Origin of the sequence: Sporosarcina sp. FSL K6-1522, from assembly GCF_038622445.1 — a bacterium.
In the GTDB taxonomy this organism is placed as follows: domain Bacteria; phylum Bacillota; class Bacilli; order Bacillales_A; family Planococcaceae; genus Sporosarcina.
Genome location: NZ_CP152019.1, coordinates 1,541,677 through 1,559,889, shown reverse-complemented (window position 1 = coordinate 1,559,889; position 18,213 = coordinate 1,541,677). Strand labels below are relative to the sequence as shown.

Genomic DNA, 18,213 nt, shown 5'->3' with positions numbered 1-18,213 from the left:
TTGCTTATATGACCTTTTCGGTTGTTAGCGATTGAATCGTCTCTTCCGACAAACCGAGCCGTTCGCCATAGACATTGTCATTATGCTGCCCTAGCAATGGAGCAGGTGTCGTAATTCCCCACGGGGTTTTAGACATTCGGAAAGGCGCCCCTGGTTGAGCAACTTTTCCAATTTTCTGTTGCTCCACTTCTACAAAAAATTCACGTTCCTTATATTGTGGGAAATCGAGCATTTCGCCACTATCTGGAATCGGTGTCACCGGAATTCGCCAATCTCTTCCTAATGCTAGGATTTCTTCACGCGTATGCCTCATCAACCACTCATCAAAGCGATCCTGAAACATCTTTTTATGCTTCAAACGATTGTCTAACGTCGTAAAGCGAGGGTCTTCCATCCACTCATACATTTCCGTCATTACACAAAAGTCTTGCCAATGTTGCCCTGTTAACAGCGTGATACCAATGTAACCGTCCTTACATTTCTCGATACTCGGCATCATTACATAACGTCGAATGTATTTACTTGGACTGGTCGGATAGGAGTTTTGAACAGTTGGATACGATCTTTGCAACAAACCACATTCCGTTATCGAAACATCGATATGCCGCCCTTCCCCAGTTCTTCGCCTGCCTGTAATCGCTGTCAAAATGGACATGCCTGTAAATGCACCTGCGATATACTCCAGCATTCTCAACTTCCCGCCTGCCCTCAATGGTTCTCGCGTATCTTCTCCTATTGAACTAGCAAATCCACTCATCGCCTGCGTAATTAGTTCGGTCGCTTTATAATCACGGTATTTACCTGTTTGCCCAAAGTTCGATATAGATGCCATTACAAGGCGAGGATTAATCTCTTTTAGTACCTCATAACTTAGCCCCAAACTAGGCATCACCCGCGGACTAAAATTCTCGACCAATATATCTGCATCTCGTACGAGGTCTTTGATAATTTCCACGCTGCGCTCTTTTTTCAAATTCAACGTGATGCTCGTTTTATTGTTATTCAGATACGTGAAAAGCCCACTTGCTTCTAAATCAGGTTGATCGTTCGGGAACGGACCTTCTAATCTAGAAGGATCTCCAATTCCCGGGCGTTCAATCTTTATCACTTCGGCACCCAAATCGGCTAACATTTTCGTACAATAAGGCCCCGCAACATTCCAAGTGAGGTCAACAACTTTAAGGCCGGAAAGTGCTTGCTTTGTCACATCTCTTCACCTCACATCCATTTTTTTCGAAAATGCCGTGTCGGCAACTGCATGACGCATCTATATAATGAGACAGAATATATATTGAACTTATGATTTTCACTAATCTTTAGCGAAAGCGCCTTACAAGCGGTCGCCGGTGCCGTAAGCCAGGCAGTGGTTTACGGCCTAGCTTATGGCGGAAGGCATCCGCAAGCGCCGAGCAGTGTTAGAAAGGTTCCTTTGTTCAACGTATATTTTAAAATACAAGCTGTTTAGCCGCGTCCTCTTTTACACTCTCACCTGTTTGCTGTACCAACGACTTCCCAAGCTCAGTCAGATGGGCAGATGCTGAACCAATATTCAGCTGTAGGCTCTTAAAGCGACGGAAGCAATATTGTAGTGGATAATCCATATCCAGTCCCATTCCGCCATGTAATTGATGCGCACCAACTAATACACTCTGGCCTTCCTTACTTAGCCATACTTTGGCAACTGCCAGCTCTTTTTCAGCAGAGGCTCCTGCCTCCAGTCGTGAAATGGCTTGATAAGCTGCTAATTGTCCACCTTCAACGACCGTATACATTTTGGCCAATCGGTGTTGGACAGATTGATAACTACCAATTGCACGCTCAAACTGTGTACGCCCTTTTACGTATTCCGTTGTAACATCCAATGCCCGGCGGAGTACGCCTGCCATTTCAATACACTGCAGCGCAGTCGCCATCTGTAGCGTCTTTTGTGTTAGAGACCAGCCTTTGTTTGCTTCTCCTAGGACATCCGTTTCAGAAAGTGCGACATTTCGGAAGTCTATTTCCACCAGTCCTTCTCCGTTAATCGATGCCAAAGGTGCTGTTTGAATAGCCGGCTGTTTTCCTTTTACTAAGAAAAGGCTTAGCCCATCATGAGTCGCTTCCGTTCCCTTTTCCGTTCTAGCTAAGGTCACTAGATAATCAGCAGATTGTCCGTATGGCACAAATAACTTTTTGCCTGAAAGCGTGTAATCTTTGCCACTTTTCTCTGCAGCAGTCGTAATATGATTCAGCGCATAATGTGCCTGAGGTTCTGACAACGCCCCGGAGAAAACAAGCTCTCCAGCGACAATTTTCGGCAGTAGCTCCTGCTTCTGTTCTTCTGTTCCACTCGCTAATAGCGGAACAATTCCATAGGCAACTGTCGATAAAAACGGCGAAGGAAGAATGGCCCAACCGGCTTCTTCTACAATCAATGCCAAGTCCATCAAACTGCCGCCAAATCCTCCGTACTCTTCTGGTACGATTAATCCTAAAAAGCCTAGATCCGCTAATTCTTTATAAAGGGCAGGTGAATACTGCCCCTCACTTTCCTCAAATCCCTTTAGAGCAGCTACCGTGCACTTCTCTTCAAAAAACTTTTGGGCTGTACGTTTAAATTCTGCTTGGGTTTCATTTAACGAAAAATCCATTCGCTTATCCCTCCCTCTTTAAATGTTTTGTCGCTTAAACCTCGGCATAGCCACATCTTCAAATGCTTGGTCCACAACAACTTCAACAGGCATTCCGATATAGACCTCGTCCGGCTCACAATCTACCATATTGGAAACAAGACGAACACCTTCTTCTAGCTCCACAAGAATAACCTCATATGGTGTTTTGAAGCCCGGGTGAACGGATCGGTGATACACAACATAGCTATGAATAACGCCTTTACCCGATGACGGAACCCACTCCATATCGAATGAACGACATTTATAACAAGTTGGGCGCGGCGGGTGTGAATACGTTTTACAATGTTGACATCTTTGTAAATGTAGTTGCTTTGTTTCTTGTAGCTTCTCCCAATATTCCACAGTGTCTTGATTCATCATTGGTCTTGGCGTCATAACCTTCTCTTCATGTTTAACCATCTATCCATTACCTCCTTTTTAAAATGAGACCACTTGACGGAACACCTAATCCCCCAGTGACTAATGATATTTCTGCATCTTTTACTTGCGAAGTAGATGTTCCACGAATTTGGCGAACCCCTTCAGATATGAGGTTCATACCGTGTAGATAACCTTCAGACATCAGACCGCCCGAAGTATTGATTGGCAATTCGCCATCAAGACGGATACGCGTCCCCCCTTCACAATACGGAACGCCTTCACCTTTCCCAACAAATCCAAGTGCTTCTAGCTGCATCGGAACGAGAGGACTAAAAGCATCATAAAATTGTGCAACGTCAATATCTTTCGGTGTCATATCAGCCATTTCGAACAGCTTCTTCCCATAAGCCTCGGTCTCATGTAACACGGTAATATCTTCTCGGGCATAACTTGTCATCACTTCGCCATTTGTCGACATGCCTTGGATCACCCCAGAAATATAAGCGGGACGTTGCTTCAAATGTTTTGCACGTTCAGCTGAAGTGACAATGATTGCAACAGCTCCATCCGTACTTAAACAGCAGTCATGTCGACGTAACGGTTCGACGTTGATGGGAGAATTCATATATTCTTCCATCGACAAGGTACGATTGTGAAAAATCGCTTTCGGATTGCGATTCGCATTCTCTCGATTAACTAAGGAGATCCATCCCAAATCGCCGTCTTTAATGCCATATTCGTGCTTATATCGCTGCGCAAACATCGCTACCCACGATACTGGTGTCAGCAGGCCATACGGATGATACATCCCCATATACGTATCACCGGAAACGCGTGTAGGTTCAAAATCACCATACGTTACAGGGCCGGATGCGTCTCGAATCGAACGTACACACACCACATAATTAGCCATACCTGATTCCACCGCGGCCACCGCATGTGCAATCGTTCCACAACTTGCACCGCCTCCATATGGTACTTTACTGAAAAAACTTAGATTCGGAATACCCAACGATCGTACAATTTCAATTTGATCGGCAGTATCCAACGTATAATTGATCATTCCATCGATATCTTCTACTTTTAGACCCGCATCCTCCACCGCATCCAAAATAGCTTCTAGTGCCATACGAAGCTCGCTTCTTCCACAATTCTGACTAAACTCCGTAGCCCCAATACCAACAATCGCCGTTTTATCTCGTACAGTTCCCATACCCATTACCCCCTCACCGGAAGAGCTACGACAGCTTTTCCGCTCGCATGATAGCCAATCTTGTTTTTCCCGATAAACTCAATCTCTAACAAGTGTCGTCCTTCCGCCTCGTATTTTTTTGTTACATAACCAGTCGTTGTCATGCGATCACCAGGATAGTTTGGAACCGCAAGTCTGAGTGTAATTTTTTTAATTTCCAATGTCGGCCCTGCCCAATCCGTTAAGTACTTACCAATCAAACCATTCGTCGTTAAAATATTCATAAAGATGTCGTCAGCTCCCGCTTGACGGGCGGCATGGTAGTCATGATGGACCGCCGCATAATCGTGAGTAGCCGATATAGCTCCACCTGCAATCAATGCCGCTGTAATCTCTCTCTCATGTACGGGTAATTCATAGCCTACTTCTACTTCATCCCAAGTGATGCTTTCTGATTTTGTTAGCTGCATCCTTATGCCCCCTCCTTCGCAATCGAATTGTATGCCAAAATTGTAAAGGTTTGTTTACAGACTAATTCATCTCTTTGATTGACAAATGTATAAAGGAAAGTAATGAAATAACCCGGTCCACGACTCGTTTGCTTTTCAGGAGAAACGACATCAACGGAAATCGTGTAACTAATCTCATCCCCTACTTTCATGGGTGCAAAATACTCCTGACCTTGTTCAGTCGCCACGATGGACGAGTACCCTGCCTCTTCCATTAGCTTCACCATGTGTTCCATTGGATTCAGCTTTCGCTCCGCCACTGGCCAAAGAGGGCTCATTGTATAGACCTGCACTTGCATTGGCGGTGCAATCACTTCACCGTATTTTGTCTTTGCCGCGTACTCTTCATCTAAATATAACGGATTATTCTCTTGCATTACCTCACACCAATGTCGGATCATCTGCTTACAAACGGCATCGGGTCCTTTAATTTTCTCCGAGTCAATCCCTACATATTGGTCTATTTCTTCTCTTGTTAAGGTCATTGTCTATTTCCCCCTCCTCAAAATGATAGCGCTTGCATAAAACCTTAAACCTTTGGTAACTCAAGACCAAATCTCGCAACAAGATCTAGCATCACGTCATTCGCACCGCCACCAAAAAGGTACACTAATTGGCTCTTCGAATATCTTTCCGCACTTCCATCTGCAACCACCCACTTCGAATCCGCTCGCAATTGACCAAACATCCCCATAATGCCCATGCATGTGTCATAGACTTCCTGGTTCAGTTCAGCAGCAAATACCTTGTTCATTGAAGGTCGGAAAGGTGCTTCATTGGCATTTTCATGCGACCAAGCAGCCCGATAATTAAGCAATCGAAGTACTTCAAGTTTGACCGTCAATTCGGCTAGGCTGTCGCGTACCCCAGGATTATCAATGACTCGATTTCCATCCATCACGGTTTCCTTCGCCCATTCCGTCGTCTCTTCCACCATGCGTTCCATTCTGGAGTAAGTAGACAACATCAGCCTCTCTAGGGATAGTTGTGTCGTAATGTATTGCCATCCCTTATTCTCCTCACCTACCAATGCATCGGCAGGTACACGAACGTTATCATAGTAGGTACTGTTCGTTCTTTCTCCCATCAAATGCGTCGTATCTACAGAAACCCCCGGCGTGTTCGTCGGTACTAAAAAGATGGAGATGCCTTTATGTTTAGGCGCATCGGGATCCGTCCGTGCTGCGAGCCAAATGTAATCGGATATGTGGGCATTTGTCGTAAACACTTTTTGTCCATTAATGATGTACGAATCGCCGTCTTTCACCGCTCGCGTTTGCAAAGAAGCAAGGTCAGTACCCGCCTCTGGCTCCGTGTAGCCAATCGCCACTTCGATTTCGCCTTTTAAAATCTTTGGCAAGAAGTAGTTTTTTTGCTCTTCTGTTCCAAGCTTCATAAGCGTCGGACCAACCGTCTCCAGCGTAATAAAAGGAATGTTCACACCTGTACGATTGATTTCTTCCAAGAAGATATATTGCTCCAAAGGTGTTTTTCCTTGTCCCCCATATTCAACAGGCCATCCAACGCCAAGCCAGCCATCCTCGCCCAACTTCTTAATGTAGGTCTTCCACAATGGACCTCCATCGGGATTTCCCTTTAATTCTTCTACGAGTTCTGGCGTTACATGTTTGTCTAGATAGGTGCGGATTTCTTGCTTCAATTGTTGCTGTTCGTCAGTTAAATCAAAACGCATCTCTCTCACCCCATTACTTTTTTTAGGAATACGTCATCAAGAAACTATCCTACTTCTTATGAATAACAACGGTTTTAACCGTATGCTTCATTAGCCGGTGTAAACTGTTCTCGAAGTGTTCTCTTCAAGATTTTCCCTGTCGAATTCCGAGGTAGTTCGGATTCGAATCTAATTTCGGAAGGTCGTTTAAAGCTTGCTAAATGCTCGCGACAATGAGTCATTAGCTCTTCAACTGGCGGGGGATTCTCTATATCATGCGCGACAATCACGGCCAATACTTCTTCTCCCCATTCCAAACTTGGAACGCCAACGACTGCCACATCAGCTACCGTAGGATGTTGAAAGAATACATCTTCGATTTCTGCTGGCGAAATATTCTCCCCGCCTCGGATGATCATATCGGAGCTGCGACCACATAAAAACAAATAACCATCTTCATCAAGCCAGCCCATATCCTCCGTATTTATCCAACCATCTACCAACGTTTCTTTAGAAGCCTCTGGACGTTTCCAATAGCCCTTCATCGACCTACCTGTTCGCACATAGACATTGCCAATCGTCTTCGCTTCTACTGGGTTACGATCATCATCGACTACCATAATTTCAACACCTGGGAGCGGCTTACCCACTGATGACAAACGCTGAATCTTCGTCTCAATTTCCTCACTTGTCCCCGTCAGTTTATGATCTTCCGGTGTAAGTACAGAAACGGTAGACGTCGTTTCTGTCATCCCAAACCCATTTGCGAAATTCGTCGTATCCGGGAATAATTCAATCGCCTTGCGAATAACTGGAAGCGGCATCGGAGCAGCACCGTACGATAAATTCTCCAGACTACTTAAGTCCGTTGAACTGAAATCTGGGTGATCCATCACTTGCTTGAGCATCGTTGGCACCATGAACGCATGATTTACTTGTTCTTTCTCGACAGAATGCAACCACTCGCCCGCTTCAAATTGCCTGATGAGCACTAAGCGTCGACCACTGTAAATGGCGTTACAAATACTCGTCGCTCCAGCAATGTGATAGTTCGGTATACAAACAATCGAAGAACCTTGATCTGTACTGCCGGCCACTTCCGAGTGACCCATCACATAGTTTGTTAACTGCCCATGTGTAATCATGACGCCTTTCGGTTTACTTGTTGTACCACTTGTATACAATAGAACCGCCAAATCACCCGATTCTACATCCGCAAATCCTTCATGCGGCTGAGTAACGCCTTTTTTCACTGCATCGTATGTGAGAAAGTCTTGATCTGTTTTCCCAATGCAGATGGTAGATTGGATGCCACTCGTCGGTAAAAACGGTGTGATTAAATCCACGTAACGTGGTTCCAAAAATAACACCTTAATACCTGCATCCTGAATCATAAATGACAGTTCATCCACTTTCGCGCGATAATTGATCGGCACGATGACTGCACCTAATTGAAACGCTGCAAAAAAGATTTCAATCATCTCCGAACAATTTGTTGCGATGAGACCAATGCGGTCGCCTTGCCCTATTCCAGATGACGCAAGTGCCGCTGCAAGACTTCCTGTATTATCCATTAACTGTGAATACGTCTGTCTTTCATCTCCAAATGTAAGGATTTCTTGTTCTGGTACCATCCCGGTAGCAATCTCTAGCAATAGATACGCATTCAACCCCGACCCCTCCTTTGTCAATATTCCAACTTTTCAATATATTCTATTACTACACATATAGTAATCCAAGATTGCTATAAACGCAATACCTAAAATAAAAATTACTTGTAAGTTTTACAGGTTATCCAAATATTCAGATTATCATTGATATTGCGTATAAAGTAATATATAGTTTCAGAATAGGCAATCTATTCTCCCCCATTTTTTTGTAGCTATGACATAGGATTGAGTAATTCAATACATTCTAGGGGTGATATACATGGAAACTAAAAACGTCGACCGGAGAATTTTACGCACAAAACAAGCGTTACGAGACGCATTAATTTCTTTGCTAAATGAAAAAGATCTATCTGTTATCTCTATTACCGATATCGTCAACCGCTCAGATTTAAATCGTTCTACTTTTTATGCACATTTTAAAGACAAAGAGGATTTACTCGCTTGCTTAATTGAGGATTTAACAAAGGGGATTATTAATAGCATAGAGGACCTATCGTACGATACCCCAACAAAGATCAATGAAAAAACGTTTCTCCTACATGCAGCAACTACCATTTTTTCTTATATCGAAAAGCATTCACTCTACTTCAAAACATTATTGAATAATAGAAGAACACGATTTATTCCGCTTCTTTCTGAGGACTTGTATCATTTTTTCTTAAAGAGAATTGAACACCAAGAAATAGATGATGAACAACCTATTCATAGTGGTTTTTTCGCCTGCTATCTTTCGTCAACCCTCGTCGGTTTTATTTGCCATTGGTTATTCTCTCCAGACTCGGAACATGATTCGAACGATATAGCCAATGAACTTACTAAAATCATGATGTTGAAACCCTACATTCCCCATTTAACACCTGCAAATATTTTATGATTAGACCCTGTAATTGTTAATTAAACCCTTTTCAGTTGTTACTAGCATCGTTTTCATACATTTCCTCTAAAAGTGTCGGGTTACCGATATTTTTGCTACTTTTAGTGGTTGTCAAGTTGAATATTCCCCCATATAATTCACCCAATGACTAGTAGTCAGAATTTTTCACCACCTAATTTACTTCGGGGGAGGCGTATTACGGTTCTGATATTTATATTTTGTAAGCGCATTCAACATTATTTATAGACCAGTCATCAGAAAGCGATGTAAGTATTTGTTGTAGGGCTATTCGTGGCAGTTAAAAATGATTAGGGGGAATATTCATGGAAGTTAGGGAGAATTCAGAAGTTCAAACGTCTACATCACAATGGATTCAGTTTATTGCTGTCGTATTTGGTGCATTCGTAGCGATTGAAGCAATGGCCTTTCAAGCTCCTGTAATTGCAGTGATTTCTACACATTTTGAAGTTCCAGCGCATTTGGCCGGTATCATGATACTCTCTTTTTACATTGCCTCTGCCTCACTCTATCCCATCACGGGAAGATTCGCAGATCAGTATGGACGAAAACGAGTCCTTCTTATCGGATTAGCCATTTTTACAATTTCTGAATTTGCCGCTGCCATCAGCCCAACCTTCTCTTTCTTACTCGTTTGTAAAGTGTTTCAGGGAGTAGGCGTTGCCGCCATTTTCCCGGTTGTCATCGCGTATATCGGCGTCCTCTTTCACCCGGACCAACGTGGGATGGCTTCAGGCTTGTTCAACTCGATTCAAGCCGTTGCGGCTATGCTCGGCGCAGGACTCGCAGGATTTTTGGTCAGCATCTATGGATGGCCTATTATTTACTGGGTTAGCGGTGCATTAGCACTAGCAGGGTTTTTCGTCGTACTATTTTTCGTCAAAGAGTCGAAAGGGGTCGTCCAAGGTTCTTTTGATTATCTTGGCGTTGTCTTAGTCTTCATTACTACTGGATGTTTGTTATCCGTTTCCACTCTCGTAGGCCAATTTGGGATTTCGTCACCTTATACCTTAGGCGCCTTGTTCATGGGCTTCTTGTCAGCATTTCTATTATGGAAAACGGGCAACAAAAAACCAAATCCTATTATGGAATTGTCTTTATTGAAAAAGCGTACATTCGCTTTGGTTGGGCTCATTTACTTGTTATATGTTGCGGCTATGCAGCTACTGATCTTTTCCATGAGCTTTTTCTTAAATTTACGACCTAATGGAGATGTAACGGAAGCAGGGTTATTTTTTCTATTCAATTCAGCCGCTGCCGCTGTTGGCGGTTTGATTGTCGGAAGGCTTGCCGACAAAGTCAATCCGAAAAAACTACTTATTTGCACATTTATGATACCGACAGCCTCCCTGTTCTTAATTTCTCGGGTGGAGTCGGAGACATCAATCAGTCATATTTTAATGCTAGCCGCATTCTTTGGAATTGGTTCAGCAATTTCTATCCTGTTCAAATATGCGTTAAACGTAATCCCAGCGGAAAAGTATGGAGCAGGCTCTGCGATTTTGTCTTTCATTCGCGACTTTGGGGCACCTTTAGGTTCCGTCACGGGTATCGTGCTCTTTACAAGTTTTAGTGAATCGTCTAAACAGGCTTCCCTTGCGAGCCAAGCGTCGGCGGCTGGTGTAAATCCAGACCTTATGGGTGCTGTACAACAAGCGGGAAGTTCTGGCGGTCAAATCATTGATAGTGCGCTGGCAAACGAGTTACAAATGCTTGGCATACAATTCGAAGACTTGATGGCGACAGCTTTAGGCGAAGCCGCTACCACGGCAATCCAAAATATGTCCTTTGTTGTTGCGGGGATCTTTATCGTCCTTATTATTCTGAGCAGTCTTGTTCCGCAGGTGAAATCATCGAAACAACCAGCTGTGATTGACGTGAGTCAGGAAGAGTTAGCTTAATAGCCTGTTTCTGTTATCACATTCTCTTTATATGATATTAATTTTTAATCTTGTTACTTAGGAGGGGTATGAGTTGACAGTAATGGATTTGATAATTACAAATGCTGTGATTTTGAAGCTGAATGCGCAAAATGAAAAAGCATGCTCTTTAGCTGTTAAAGATGGGCGGATTATGGAGATTTGGGATACGCCAACGCCTCCTACCAACACCGTAAACATTTCAGATCAAACAAAAATCGTCAACTTAGAAGGCGCTACCTTGATTCCAGGTTTTATCGATACACATAACCACATTTTGTCTTACGCACTGATGATGGACATGGTAAATTGCAGCTCACCACTCAATACAACGATTGAGGATCTAGTAACGAGAATACGTGCCAAAGCTGAACAGCTTCCTGAAGGTCAGTGGATACAAGGTTTTGGCTATGATGATACGCTCCTACAGGAACAGCGCCATCCTACTAGAAAAGAACTCGACAAAGCGGTACCGAATCATCCTGTCTATATTAGCCATTCTTCTGGTCATATAGCTGTCGCCAATTCAAAAGCATTAGAATTGGCGATGATTCCGGAAAATATTGAGGACACTTCAAAGGGGAGCTTTGGTAGGGATAGTAACGGATGCCTGAATGGTGTTTTATATGAACATGCGGCGATGTGCCCTGTCACTCAGGTCATTCCGGAAAAGACAGAAGCGGAAATGATTGAACTGCTTGGCAAAGCAGCGCAAGAATATATTTCCCAGGGAATCACCATGAATACCGATGCTGCAGTCGGCATGTTGAATGATCCTGGCAAAGAATTACAAGTCCATTTTAAAGCGGCAAAATCGAAGGTCAACCCGATGCGCTCCCAATTAATGATCATGCACACACTTCTACAGGGAGGTGGCATGTTTAGTCATTACTCTGCGGAGCAACTCGCTCAAGAAATACAAGAACAGTCAAATGGGCGGATTCAGTTAGATAGTGCAAAGCTATTCCAGGATGGCTCCATACAAGGTTTAACTGGAGCTTTACGACAGCCTTATTATTGTGATGGACAATTAACGGGTAATCTCATCCACGAGCAAAAAGCCTTTAACAAGCAATTACTCGATTTACACAGCCGTGGATTCCGAATTGCGATTCACGGAAATGGCGACAAGGCGATTGAGTCGATTTTGGAAGGATATGAGTATGCGCTACAAAATGCCCCCCGACAAGATCACCGACATCGCATTGAACATGCACAAACAGCAAGTTCAGAGGATTTACGTAAAATGAAAGCACTTGGCGTAGCGAGTTCCTTTTTTATTAATCATGTCTATTATTTTGGCGACAGACATGAACGTATATTTCTCGGACCCGAACGTGCACAGCGCATCAGTCCCGTGAAAGAAGCAGCTGACAAAGGCTTGTTGTTTACCGTACATTCTGATTGTCCAATTACCCCTATCTCTCCCCTATTTTCTATTTGGGCAATCGTCAATCGCCTGACGATAGAGGGACGTGTCTTGGGAGCCGATCAAAGAACCGATGTCCTTACAGCTTTAAAATCCATGACCCTTTATGGTGCACAGCTAAACTTTGACGAAGAAGCATCGGGAAGTATTGAAGTAGGCAAACGTGCAGACTTTGCGATTCTAGATAAAGATCCAACAGCTGTTGACCCGATTCACATTAAAGATATAAAAGTTCTTGCTACATTTATAGATGGAGAGATGGTTTATAAACGAGCAAAAAGTTTAGTAACATACTAAGTCTATTCTTCATTCAAAGGTCGGTTCGACAAATGTCGAGCCCCGATCTTTTGAATGAAGAAAGAAGTATTCTTGAAAGTAGTTAAAGGTAGGTATGCCAATGGAGCTGAGTATTGTTATTCAATCAATTGCTATCATTTCATTCATGATTGTAATTGGGGCGGTTCTTTCAAAGTCATTCCAATTCAATGATGATACTCGTGGTGTGTTCATCAGTTTGATTGTCAATATTGCGATGCCGAGCATTATTTTATCGAGCATTTTTAATGTGAAGATGGATAATGATACATTTCGTACGATTATTCTTGTTTTTTTCGTATCCATCTTGATAAATGTCGTTGGAATCGGCTTAGGTTGGGTACTATCATTCATTTTTTATAAAAAATCAAAAAAACATGCTGAGCTAGCTTTATTGGCCGGTCTTGGCAATACGGGTTTTATCGGCATTCCGTTATGCGCGGTGCTAATTGGGCCTGAAGGTGCATTGTATGCCGCCATTTTTGATGCAGGTGTGGATTTTACGATTTGGACTGTAGGCGTCCTAATACTGCAAAAAAATCGATCAATTGAGCTTGATACATTTAAATCAATGATTAATATTCCACTTATCTCTATTTTTGTTGGGCTAATTGTATCGTACTTTCATTATAGCCCCCCAACATTAATCATCAATCTAGTCGATCAGTTAGCGGCACTTGCCGCACCATTAGCCATGTTTTACATAGGTATTCTTGTCATGTCTATCAAGTTTTCAAGAGTAAAAGACAATGGCTTAAAAGTTTGGATTCCTATTTCTGTGAAGCTCCTGATGCTGCCAGCGTTGGTTGCCGTATTAATTGGCTATTTTCAATTAGACATGACCATTGTCCAAACCGTGCTGATTCAATCGATGATGCCGACATTAACCTTGGCCTCTATCTTATTTGCAAAATACTCTGCCGATGAGGACATGGGCGCCATTACGACCGTGTTATCTACGATTCTTGCATTATTAACGATTCCTGTCATGATTTACGTGTTAACGTACTTTAGTCTGCTTACTTAACCAAATGTGATTGAAGAAACAACCAATAAAAATAACTTTACAAGCGGTGGGAGGTTATGCATTTTACAATTTACAGTGAATAGAGATTGTGGAACTTCTGTCACGGAAACTAAATATACGTAGGGGGAATACTCATGGAGTTAAATGAAACTGTAGTACCCAAAACGACCAAATCGCAATGGATTCAGTTTTCCGCTTTAGTATTCGGGGCTTTTATCGCTATTGAAGCAATGGCTTTTCAAGCTCCTGCCATCCCAGTTATTGCTGCACATTTTGAAGTTCCATCCCATTTAGCTGGTTTAATCGTCCTGTCGTTTTACATTGTCTCTGCGTCACTTTATCCCATTACGGGAAGACTAGCGGATAAGCATGGAAGAAAGCGCGTGCTATTAATCGGGATTGGGATTTTTGCCATCGCGGAATTCGCAGCTGCTGTTAGCCCAACCTTCTCTTTTCTACTCGTCGCACGTGTTTTTCAAGGTGTAGGCGTTTCTTGTATATTCCCAATCGTCATTGCCTACATCGGAATCATCTTCCAACCTGAACAAAGGGGCATCGCTTCCGGAATATTTAACTCCGTACAAGCTGTAGCTGCTATGCTCGGAGCGGGCCTTGCAGGCTTTTTAGTAAAAGTATACGGCTGGCCAATCATTTACTGGATTAGCGGTGTCTTAGCAGTTGCCGGCTTCTTAGTTGTATTGTTCTTTATTAAAGAATCGAAAGGTGTCGTCAAAGGATCTATGGATTTTGTCGGGATTCTTTTGCTCTTTGTCACAACTGCCTGTATTTTATCGGTTTCTACACTTGTAGGTCAGTTCGGAATTGCATCGCCCTACACACTCGGCACACTAGCAACTGGCGTACTAGCAGCTGCACTTTTATGGTTTTTCGGAAATCGAATCCCCAATCCACTTATCGAGCTGTCTTTATTGAAGAAACGCGTTTTTGCCTTAGCGGCGCTTGGCTATTTAACGTTTACTGCCGCACTACAATTATTCATCTATTCCATGAGCTTCTTTCTTACTTCACGTCCTGGGGGAGATGTCGCGGAAACGGGATTATTCTTCATGTTTAACTCCGGTGCCGCTGCTATTGGGGGCGTGATTATCGGCAAGTTAGCGGATAAAGTCAATAATAAGAAACTGCTGATTTGCACGCTCATTATACCAACTACTGCCCTACTCATTTTCTCTAGAATTGATGCAAGTACGTCTACTTCCTATATTTTGCTATTAGCCGCTTTCTTCGGTGTCGGTACAGCCATTCCGATTTTCTTTAAATACGCTTTAAATGTCATTCCAACTGATAAGTACGGTGCCGGCTCTGGGTTATTATCGGTTATCCGTGACTTCGGTGCTCCTCTAGGTTCTGTCACGGGGATCGTGCTCTTTACAAAATTCAGCCTATCAGCCCAGCAAAACTCACTCACAAGTCAAGCCGCTGCTGCTGGCGTTAACCCTGATCTCATGGGAGCCGTACAGCAAGCCGGAAACTCTGGTGGTAAAGTCATCGATGGCGCTTTAGCAACCGAATTGCAAACGCTCGGCATACGTTTTGAAGAGCTCATGGCGACAGCCTTAGGTGAAGGTGCTACGATGGGAATCCAAAATATGTCTCTCATTGTCGCCAGCCTCTTTGCGTCTATCATCGTTCTCAGCCTTTTCCTCCCACAGAAAAAAGCTGTGAAGGAACAACCTGTAGTCACTACACATGCTGAGGAAAATTTAGTGTAAATGAAATGATTTGGTACAACAAGACAACCTTCATCCAAAGATGAAGGTTGTCTTGTTTCATCAGTTTGTCCTTGCAATACAGGACAATAAAAAATACCCACCATTGACTAAACAATGAAGGGTAAAATCGTTGGTACTAATATGCCCTCGGCGGGAGTCGAACCCACATTTCAAGCTTCGGAGGCTTGCGTGCTATCCATTGCACCACGAGGACGTTAGGTTTCACAAACACTATAACAACGCTGTTTATAATACTTTTCGAAACTTTGATAACGTGTTATCCGATATTTTCATGCAATATTAATTATAGCCCATCTGAAACACCTAGTCAATACCTTAATAATGGTTTTCATCATTCCAATACGGATGAATAAACACTAATATTGCAGAATTTATTTTAAAAGCGTTATATTTGACCTTCGTTGACCATACTATGTATGATAAAGTTAGAGTTGAAACATAAAGCGGTTTCAACAGACTGAAATGGCTTGTTTGAAAAGAAAGAAAAAAGAACTGAGGATGACTGAATAACTGCCATATTCATCGGTAAAAATGATGAGTGCTACTGGTATAAACATCCAAATGCTATTTTTTTCTAAATTTTTGAACATCCTCAAAAAACTATCCACCTTGAAGGAGGAAATGGAATGAATCTAATACCAACAGTAATCGAACAAACAAGCCGTGGAGAGCGGGCTTACGATATTTACTCCCGTCTCTTGAAAGACCGCATTATTATGCTTGGTAGCGGTATCGACGACAATGTGTCCAACTCGATTGTCGCACAGCTTCTTTTCTTAGAAGCAGAAGATCCAGATAAAGACATTTCAATTTATATCAACAGCCCGGGTGGAAGCATTACAGCTGGAATGGCAATTTACGATACAATGCAGTTCATCAAACCTGATGTGCAAACCATTTGTATCGGGATGGCCGCTTCAATGGGCGCATTCCTTCTTGCAGCTGGTACGAAAGGCAAACGCTTTGCCTTACCAAACGCGGAAGTGATGATTCACCAACCACTTGGCGGCGCACAAGGTCAAGCAACAGAAATCGAAATTGCTGCGAAGCGCATTCTTTTCCTACGTGAAAAACTAAACGGCATCCTTGCAGAACGTACGGGACAGCCGATTGAAGTTCTAGCTAGGGACACAGACCGTGATAACTTCATGACAGCAGAACGTGCGAAAGAATACGGCTTAATTGACCATATTATCTCTCGTAGCGACATGAAAGACGCAAAATAATCATCTTGAAAGCCGATCCTAATGGGTCGGTTTTTTCTTATGCACAAAGATTATGCGGGGTCTGCACAACTTTTTACGCGCTCTGACAGCTGCTTTGCGCGGTTCGCACAACTGTTTGCGCGCTCTGCCAGCCACTTTGCGCGGTTCACACAACATTATGATCGCTTCGCCAGCCACTTTGCGCGGTTCACACGACATTATGATCGCTTCGCCAGCCACTTTGCACGGTTCACACGACATTATGCGCGCTCCGATAATACAACGTAATAAACAAAACCGTCCCATTGTCAGCGATCGACAGGAGACGGTCCGGGTTATGTTCAATTTTCGCTTCCAACGAGTGCTGTGAGGGCATCTAATGCTTTTTCCTCGTCAACGCCGTTCGCAATTAGCTTAATCGATGTGCCGCGTGCAATCGCAAGGCTCATGATCCCCATAATACTTTTTGCATTCACTTGGCGATCTTCTTTCTCCAAAAATAAATCAGCCATAAATTTATTCGCTTCTTGCACAAAAAGCGCTGCTTGTCTTGCCTGCAACCCTGTTTTCATTTTAACTTCAACTGTTCTTTCTACCATACTCAAACGAGCTCCTCTCTTAATCCGTGACATCCGCTGGAGACTTCATCGGCTACCGATGCCTCCACTACGGAGATTTTCCGCGATTTCCTCAATCTTTCTTAACCGGTGATTGACACCAGACTTACTCACCGTTCCACCTGATACTAGTTCGCCTAGCTCTTTCAACGTAATGTCTTGATTTTCTACCCGTAGCCGCGCAATTTCCTGCAGTCTATCCGGGATTTGATCAAGTCCAATCGTGCGTTCAATGAATTTAATATTTTCTACTTGACGCTGTGCCGCTCCAATGGTTTTATTCATATTGGCGGTTTCACAATTCACAAGTCGGTTTACACTGTTTCGCATATCCCGTAAAATCCGAACGTCTTCAAATTTCATTAACGATACGTAAGCACCGACTAAACTTAGAAAATCTGAAATCTTTTCAGCTTCTTTTAAATAGGCAATATAGCCATTTTTACGTTCAATCGATTTGGCATTCAAATGATATTTGTTCATCAGTTCCACGAGGTCTTCACTATGTTCCTTATATATCGAAAAAATTTCAAGGTGGTAAGAAGACGTTTCTGGGTTATTGACTGAACCCCCCGCTAGAAAGGCCCCCCGTACATAAGCCCGTTGACAGCACTTCTTTTTCACCAAAGCCTTCGAAATTTCATTTTTAAATTGGAATGTACCCGTCAAGATAAGCAAATCCTCAAGCAATGGCTTAGCTCCATCTCGAATCCGACAAATGTAGACGTTATTCTTTTTCAAACGCATCTTTTTTCGAACAAGTAATTCGACTTTATATGGATATAAGCGCTTTAAGTTGGAATATAAACGCCTAGCAATTGCGGCATTTTCCGTTTGCACATCAAGACTCAATTGCTTATTTGAAAAGGATAATGCACCATTCATCCTGATAAATGCTGCAACCTCAGCCTTTAAACAACAATCTTCCGCTTCAATCTGTGTGATTTCTTTTTTTGTTTCTGATGCAAAAGACATGACTT

Annotated in this window: 16 protein-coding genes and 1 tRNA gene; 6 read left to right on the top strand and 11 right to left on the bottom strand. The window is 43.0% G+C overall.

The window, feature by feature from the left end:
* Positions 1-4: 4 nt before the first annotated feature.
* From MKY34_RS07625 to MKY34_RS07590, 8 genes are all read right to left on the bottom strand, one after another.
* Complete coding sequence (locus MKY34_RS07625; protein WP_342514585.1) at positions 5-1,207, bottom strand: CoA transferase; 1,203 nt, start codon at positions 1,205-1,207, stop codon at positions 5-7.
* A gap of 238 nt (positions 1,208-1,445) precedes the next feature.
* On the bottom strand, positions 1,446-2,630 hold the full coding sequence (locus MKY34_RS07620; RefSeq protein ID WP_342514584.1) for an acyl-CoA dehydrogenase family protein: 1,185 nt from the start codon (positions 2,628-2,630) through the stop codon (positions 1,446-1,448).
* Between the two features lie 18 nt (positions 2,631-2,648).
* The gene (locus MKY34_RS07615) at positions 2,649-3,071 is read right to left on the bottom strand and encodes a Zn-ribbon domain-containing OB-fold protein (protein ID WP_342514583.1); all 423 of its coding nucleotides are present in this window, start codon (positions 3,069-3,071) and stop codon (positions 2,649-2,651) included.
* 7 nt (positions 3,072-3,078) lie between these two features.
* A complete protein-coding gene (locus tag MKY34_RS07610; protein ID WP_342514582.1) occupies positions 3,079-4,245 on the bottom strand; it encodes a hypothetical protein in 1,167 nt (388 codons plus the stop codon).
* Between the two features lie 5 nt (positions 4,246-4,250).
* The gene (locus MKY34_RS07605) at positions 4,251-4,694 is read right to left on the bottom strand and encodes a hypothetical protein (protein WP_342514581.1); all 444 of its coding nucleotides are present in this window, start codon (positions 4,692-4,694) and stop codon (positions 4,251-4,253) included.
* Positions 4,695-4,696: 2 nt separating this feature from the next.
* Complete coding sequence (locus MKY34_RS07600; protein WP_342514580.1) at positions 4,697-5,218, bottom strand: MaoC family dehydratase N-terminal domain-containing protein; 522 nt, start codon at positions 5,216-5,218, stop codon at positions 4,697-4,699.
* Between the two features lie 44 nt (positions 5,219-5,262).
* Positions 5,263-6,426, bottom strand: coding sequence for an acyl-CoA dehydrogenase family protein (locus tag MKY34_RS07595; protein ID WP_342514579.1), 1,164 nt, complete (start codon positions 6,424-6,426; stop codon positions 5,263-5,265).
* 74 nt (positions 6,427-6,500) lie between these two features.
* The gene (locus MKY34_RS07590; RefSeq protein ID WP_342514578.1) at positions 6,501-8,075 is read right to left on the bottom strand and encodes a long-chain-fatty-acid--CoA ligase; all 1,575 of its coding nucleotides are present in this window, start codon (positions 8,073-8,075) and stop codon (positions 6,501-6,503) included.
* A gap of 259 nt (positions 8,076-8,334) precedes the next feature.
* On the opposite strand from MKY34_RS07590, the gene MKY34_RS07585 reads away from it, so the two are divergent.
* The 5 genes from MKY34_RS07585 (at position 8,335) to MKY34_RS07565 (ending at position 15,390) form a co-directional block, all read left to right on the top strand.
* Entirely contained in the window at positions 8,335-8,949 is a 615-nt protein-coding gene (locus MKY34_RS07585; protein ID WP_342514577.1) for a TetR/AcrR family transcriptional regulator, read from the top strand.
* A 323-nt stretch (positions 8,950-9,272) separates the two neighbouring features.
* Complete coding sequence (locus MKY34_RS07580) at positions 9,273-10,868, top strand: MFS transporter (protein ID WP_342514576.1); 1,596 nt, start codon at positions 9,273-9,275, stop codon at positions 10,866-10,868.
* An 82-nt stretch (positions 10,869-10,950) separates the two neighbouring features.
* On the top strand, positions 10,951-12,612 hold the full coding sequence (locus MKY34_RS07575; RefSeq protein ID WP_342515213.1) for an amidohydrolase: 1,662 nt from the start codon (positions 10,951-10,953) through the stop codon (positions 12,610-12,612).
* A 100-nt stretch (positions 12,613-12,712) separates the two neighbouring features.
* The gene (locus tag MKY34_RS07570) at positions 12,713-13,657 is read left to right on the top strand and encodes an AEC family transporter (RefSeq protein ID WP_342514575.1); all 945 of its coding nucleotides are present in this window, start codon (positions 12,713-12,715) and stop codon (positions 13,655-13,657) included.
* 134 nt (positions 13,658-13,791) lie between these two features.
* Complete coding sequence (locus tag MKY34_RS07565) at positions 13,792-15,390, top strand: MFS transporter (protein WP_342514574.1); 1,599 nt, start codon at positions 13,792-13,794, stop codon at positions 15,388-15,390.
* A 142-nt stretch (positions 15,391-15,532) separates the two neighbouring features.
* Here MKY34_RS07565 and MKY34_RS07560 read toward each other — a convergent pair.
* Positions 15,533-15,604: transfer RNA gene (locus MKY34_RS07560), tRNA-Arg, on the bottom strand.
* 433 nt (positions 15,605-16,037) lie between these two features.
* Between MKY34_RS07560 and clpP the strand changes: the two genes are divergently transcribed.
* Positions 16,038-16,637 carry an ATP-dependent Clp endopeptidase proteolytic subunit ClpP gene (gene clpP / locus MKY34_RS07555; protein ID WP_342514573.1) on the top strand — a complete coding sequence of 200 codons (600 nt, stop codon included), beginning with the start codon at positions 16,038-16,040 and terminating at the stop codon, positions 16,635-16,637.
* 320 nt (positions 16,638-16,957) lie between these two features.
* Here clpP and MKY34_RS07550 read toward each other — a convergent pair whose 3' ends face one another.
* Together MKY34_RS07550 and whiA are read right to left on the bottom strand one after the other, a co-directional pair.
* Complete coding sequence (locus tag MKY34_RS07550) at positions 16,958-17,215, bottom strand: HPr family phosphocarrier protein (protein ID WP_342514572.1); 258 nt, start codon at positions 17,213-17,215, stop codon at positions 16,958-16,960.
* Between the two features lie 45 nt (positions 17,216-17,260).
* On the bottom strand, positions 17,261-18,208 hold the full coding sequence (whiA, locus tag MKY34_RS07545) for a DNA-binding protein WhiA (protein ID WP_342514571.1): 948 nt from the start codon (positions 18,206-18,208) through the stop codon (positions 17,261-17,263).
* Positions 18,209-18,213 lie beyond the last annotated feature (5 nt).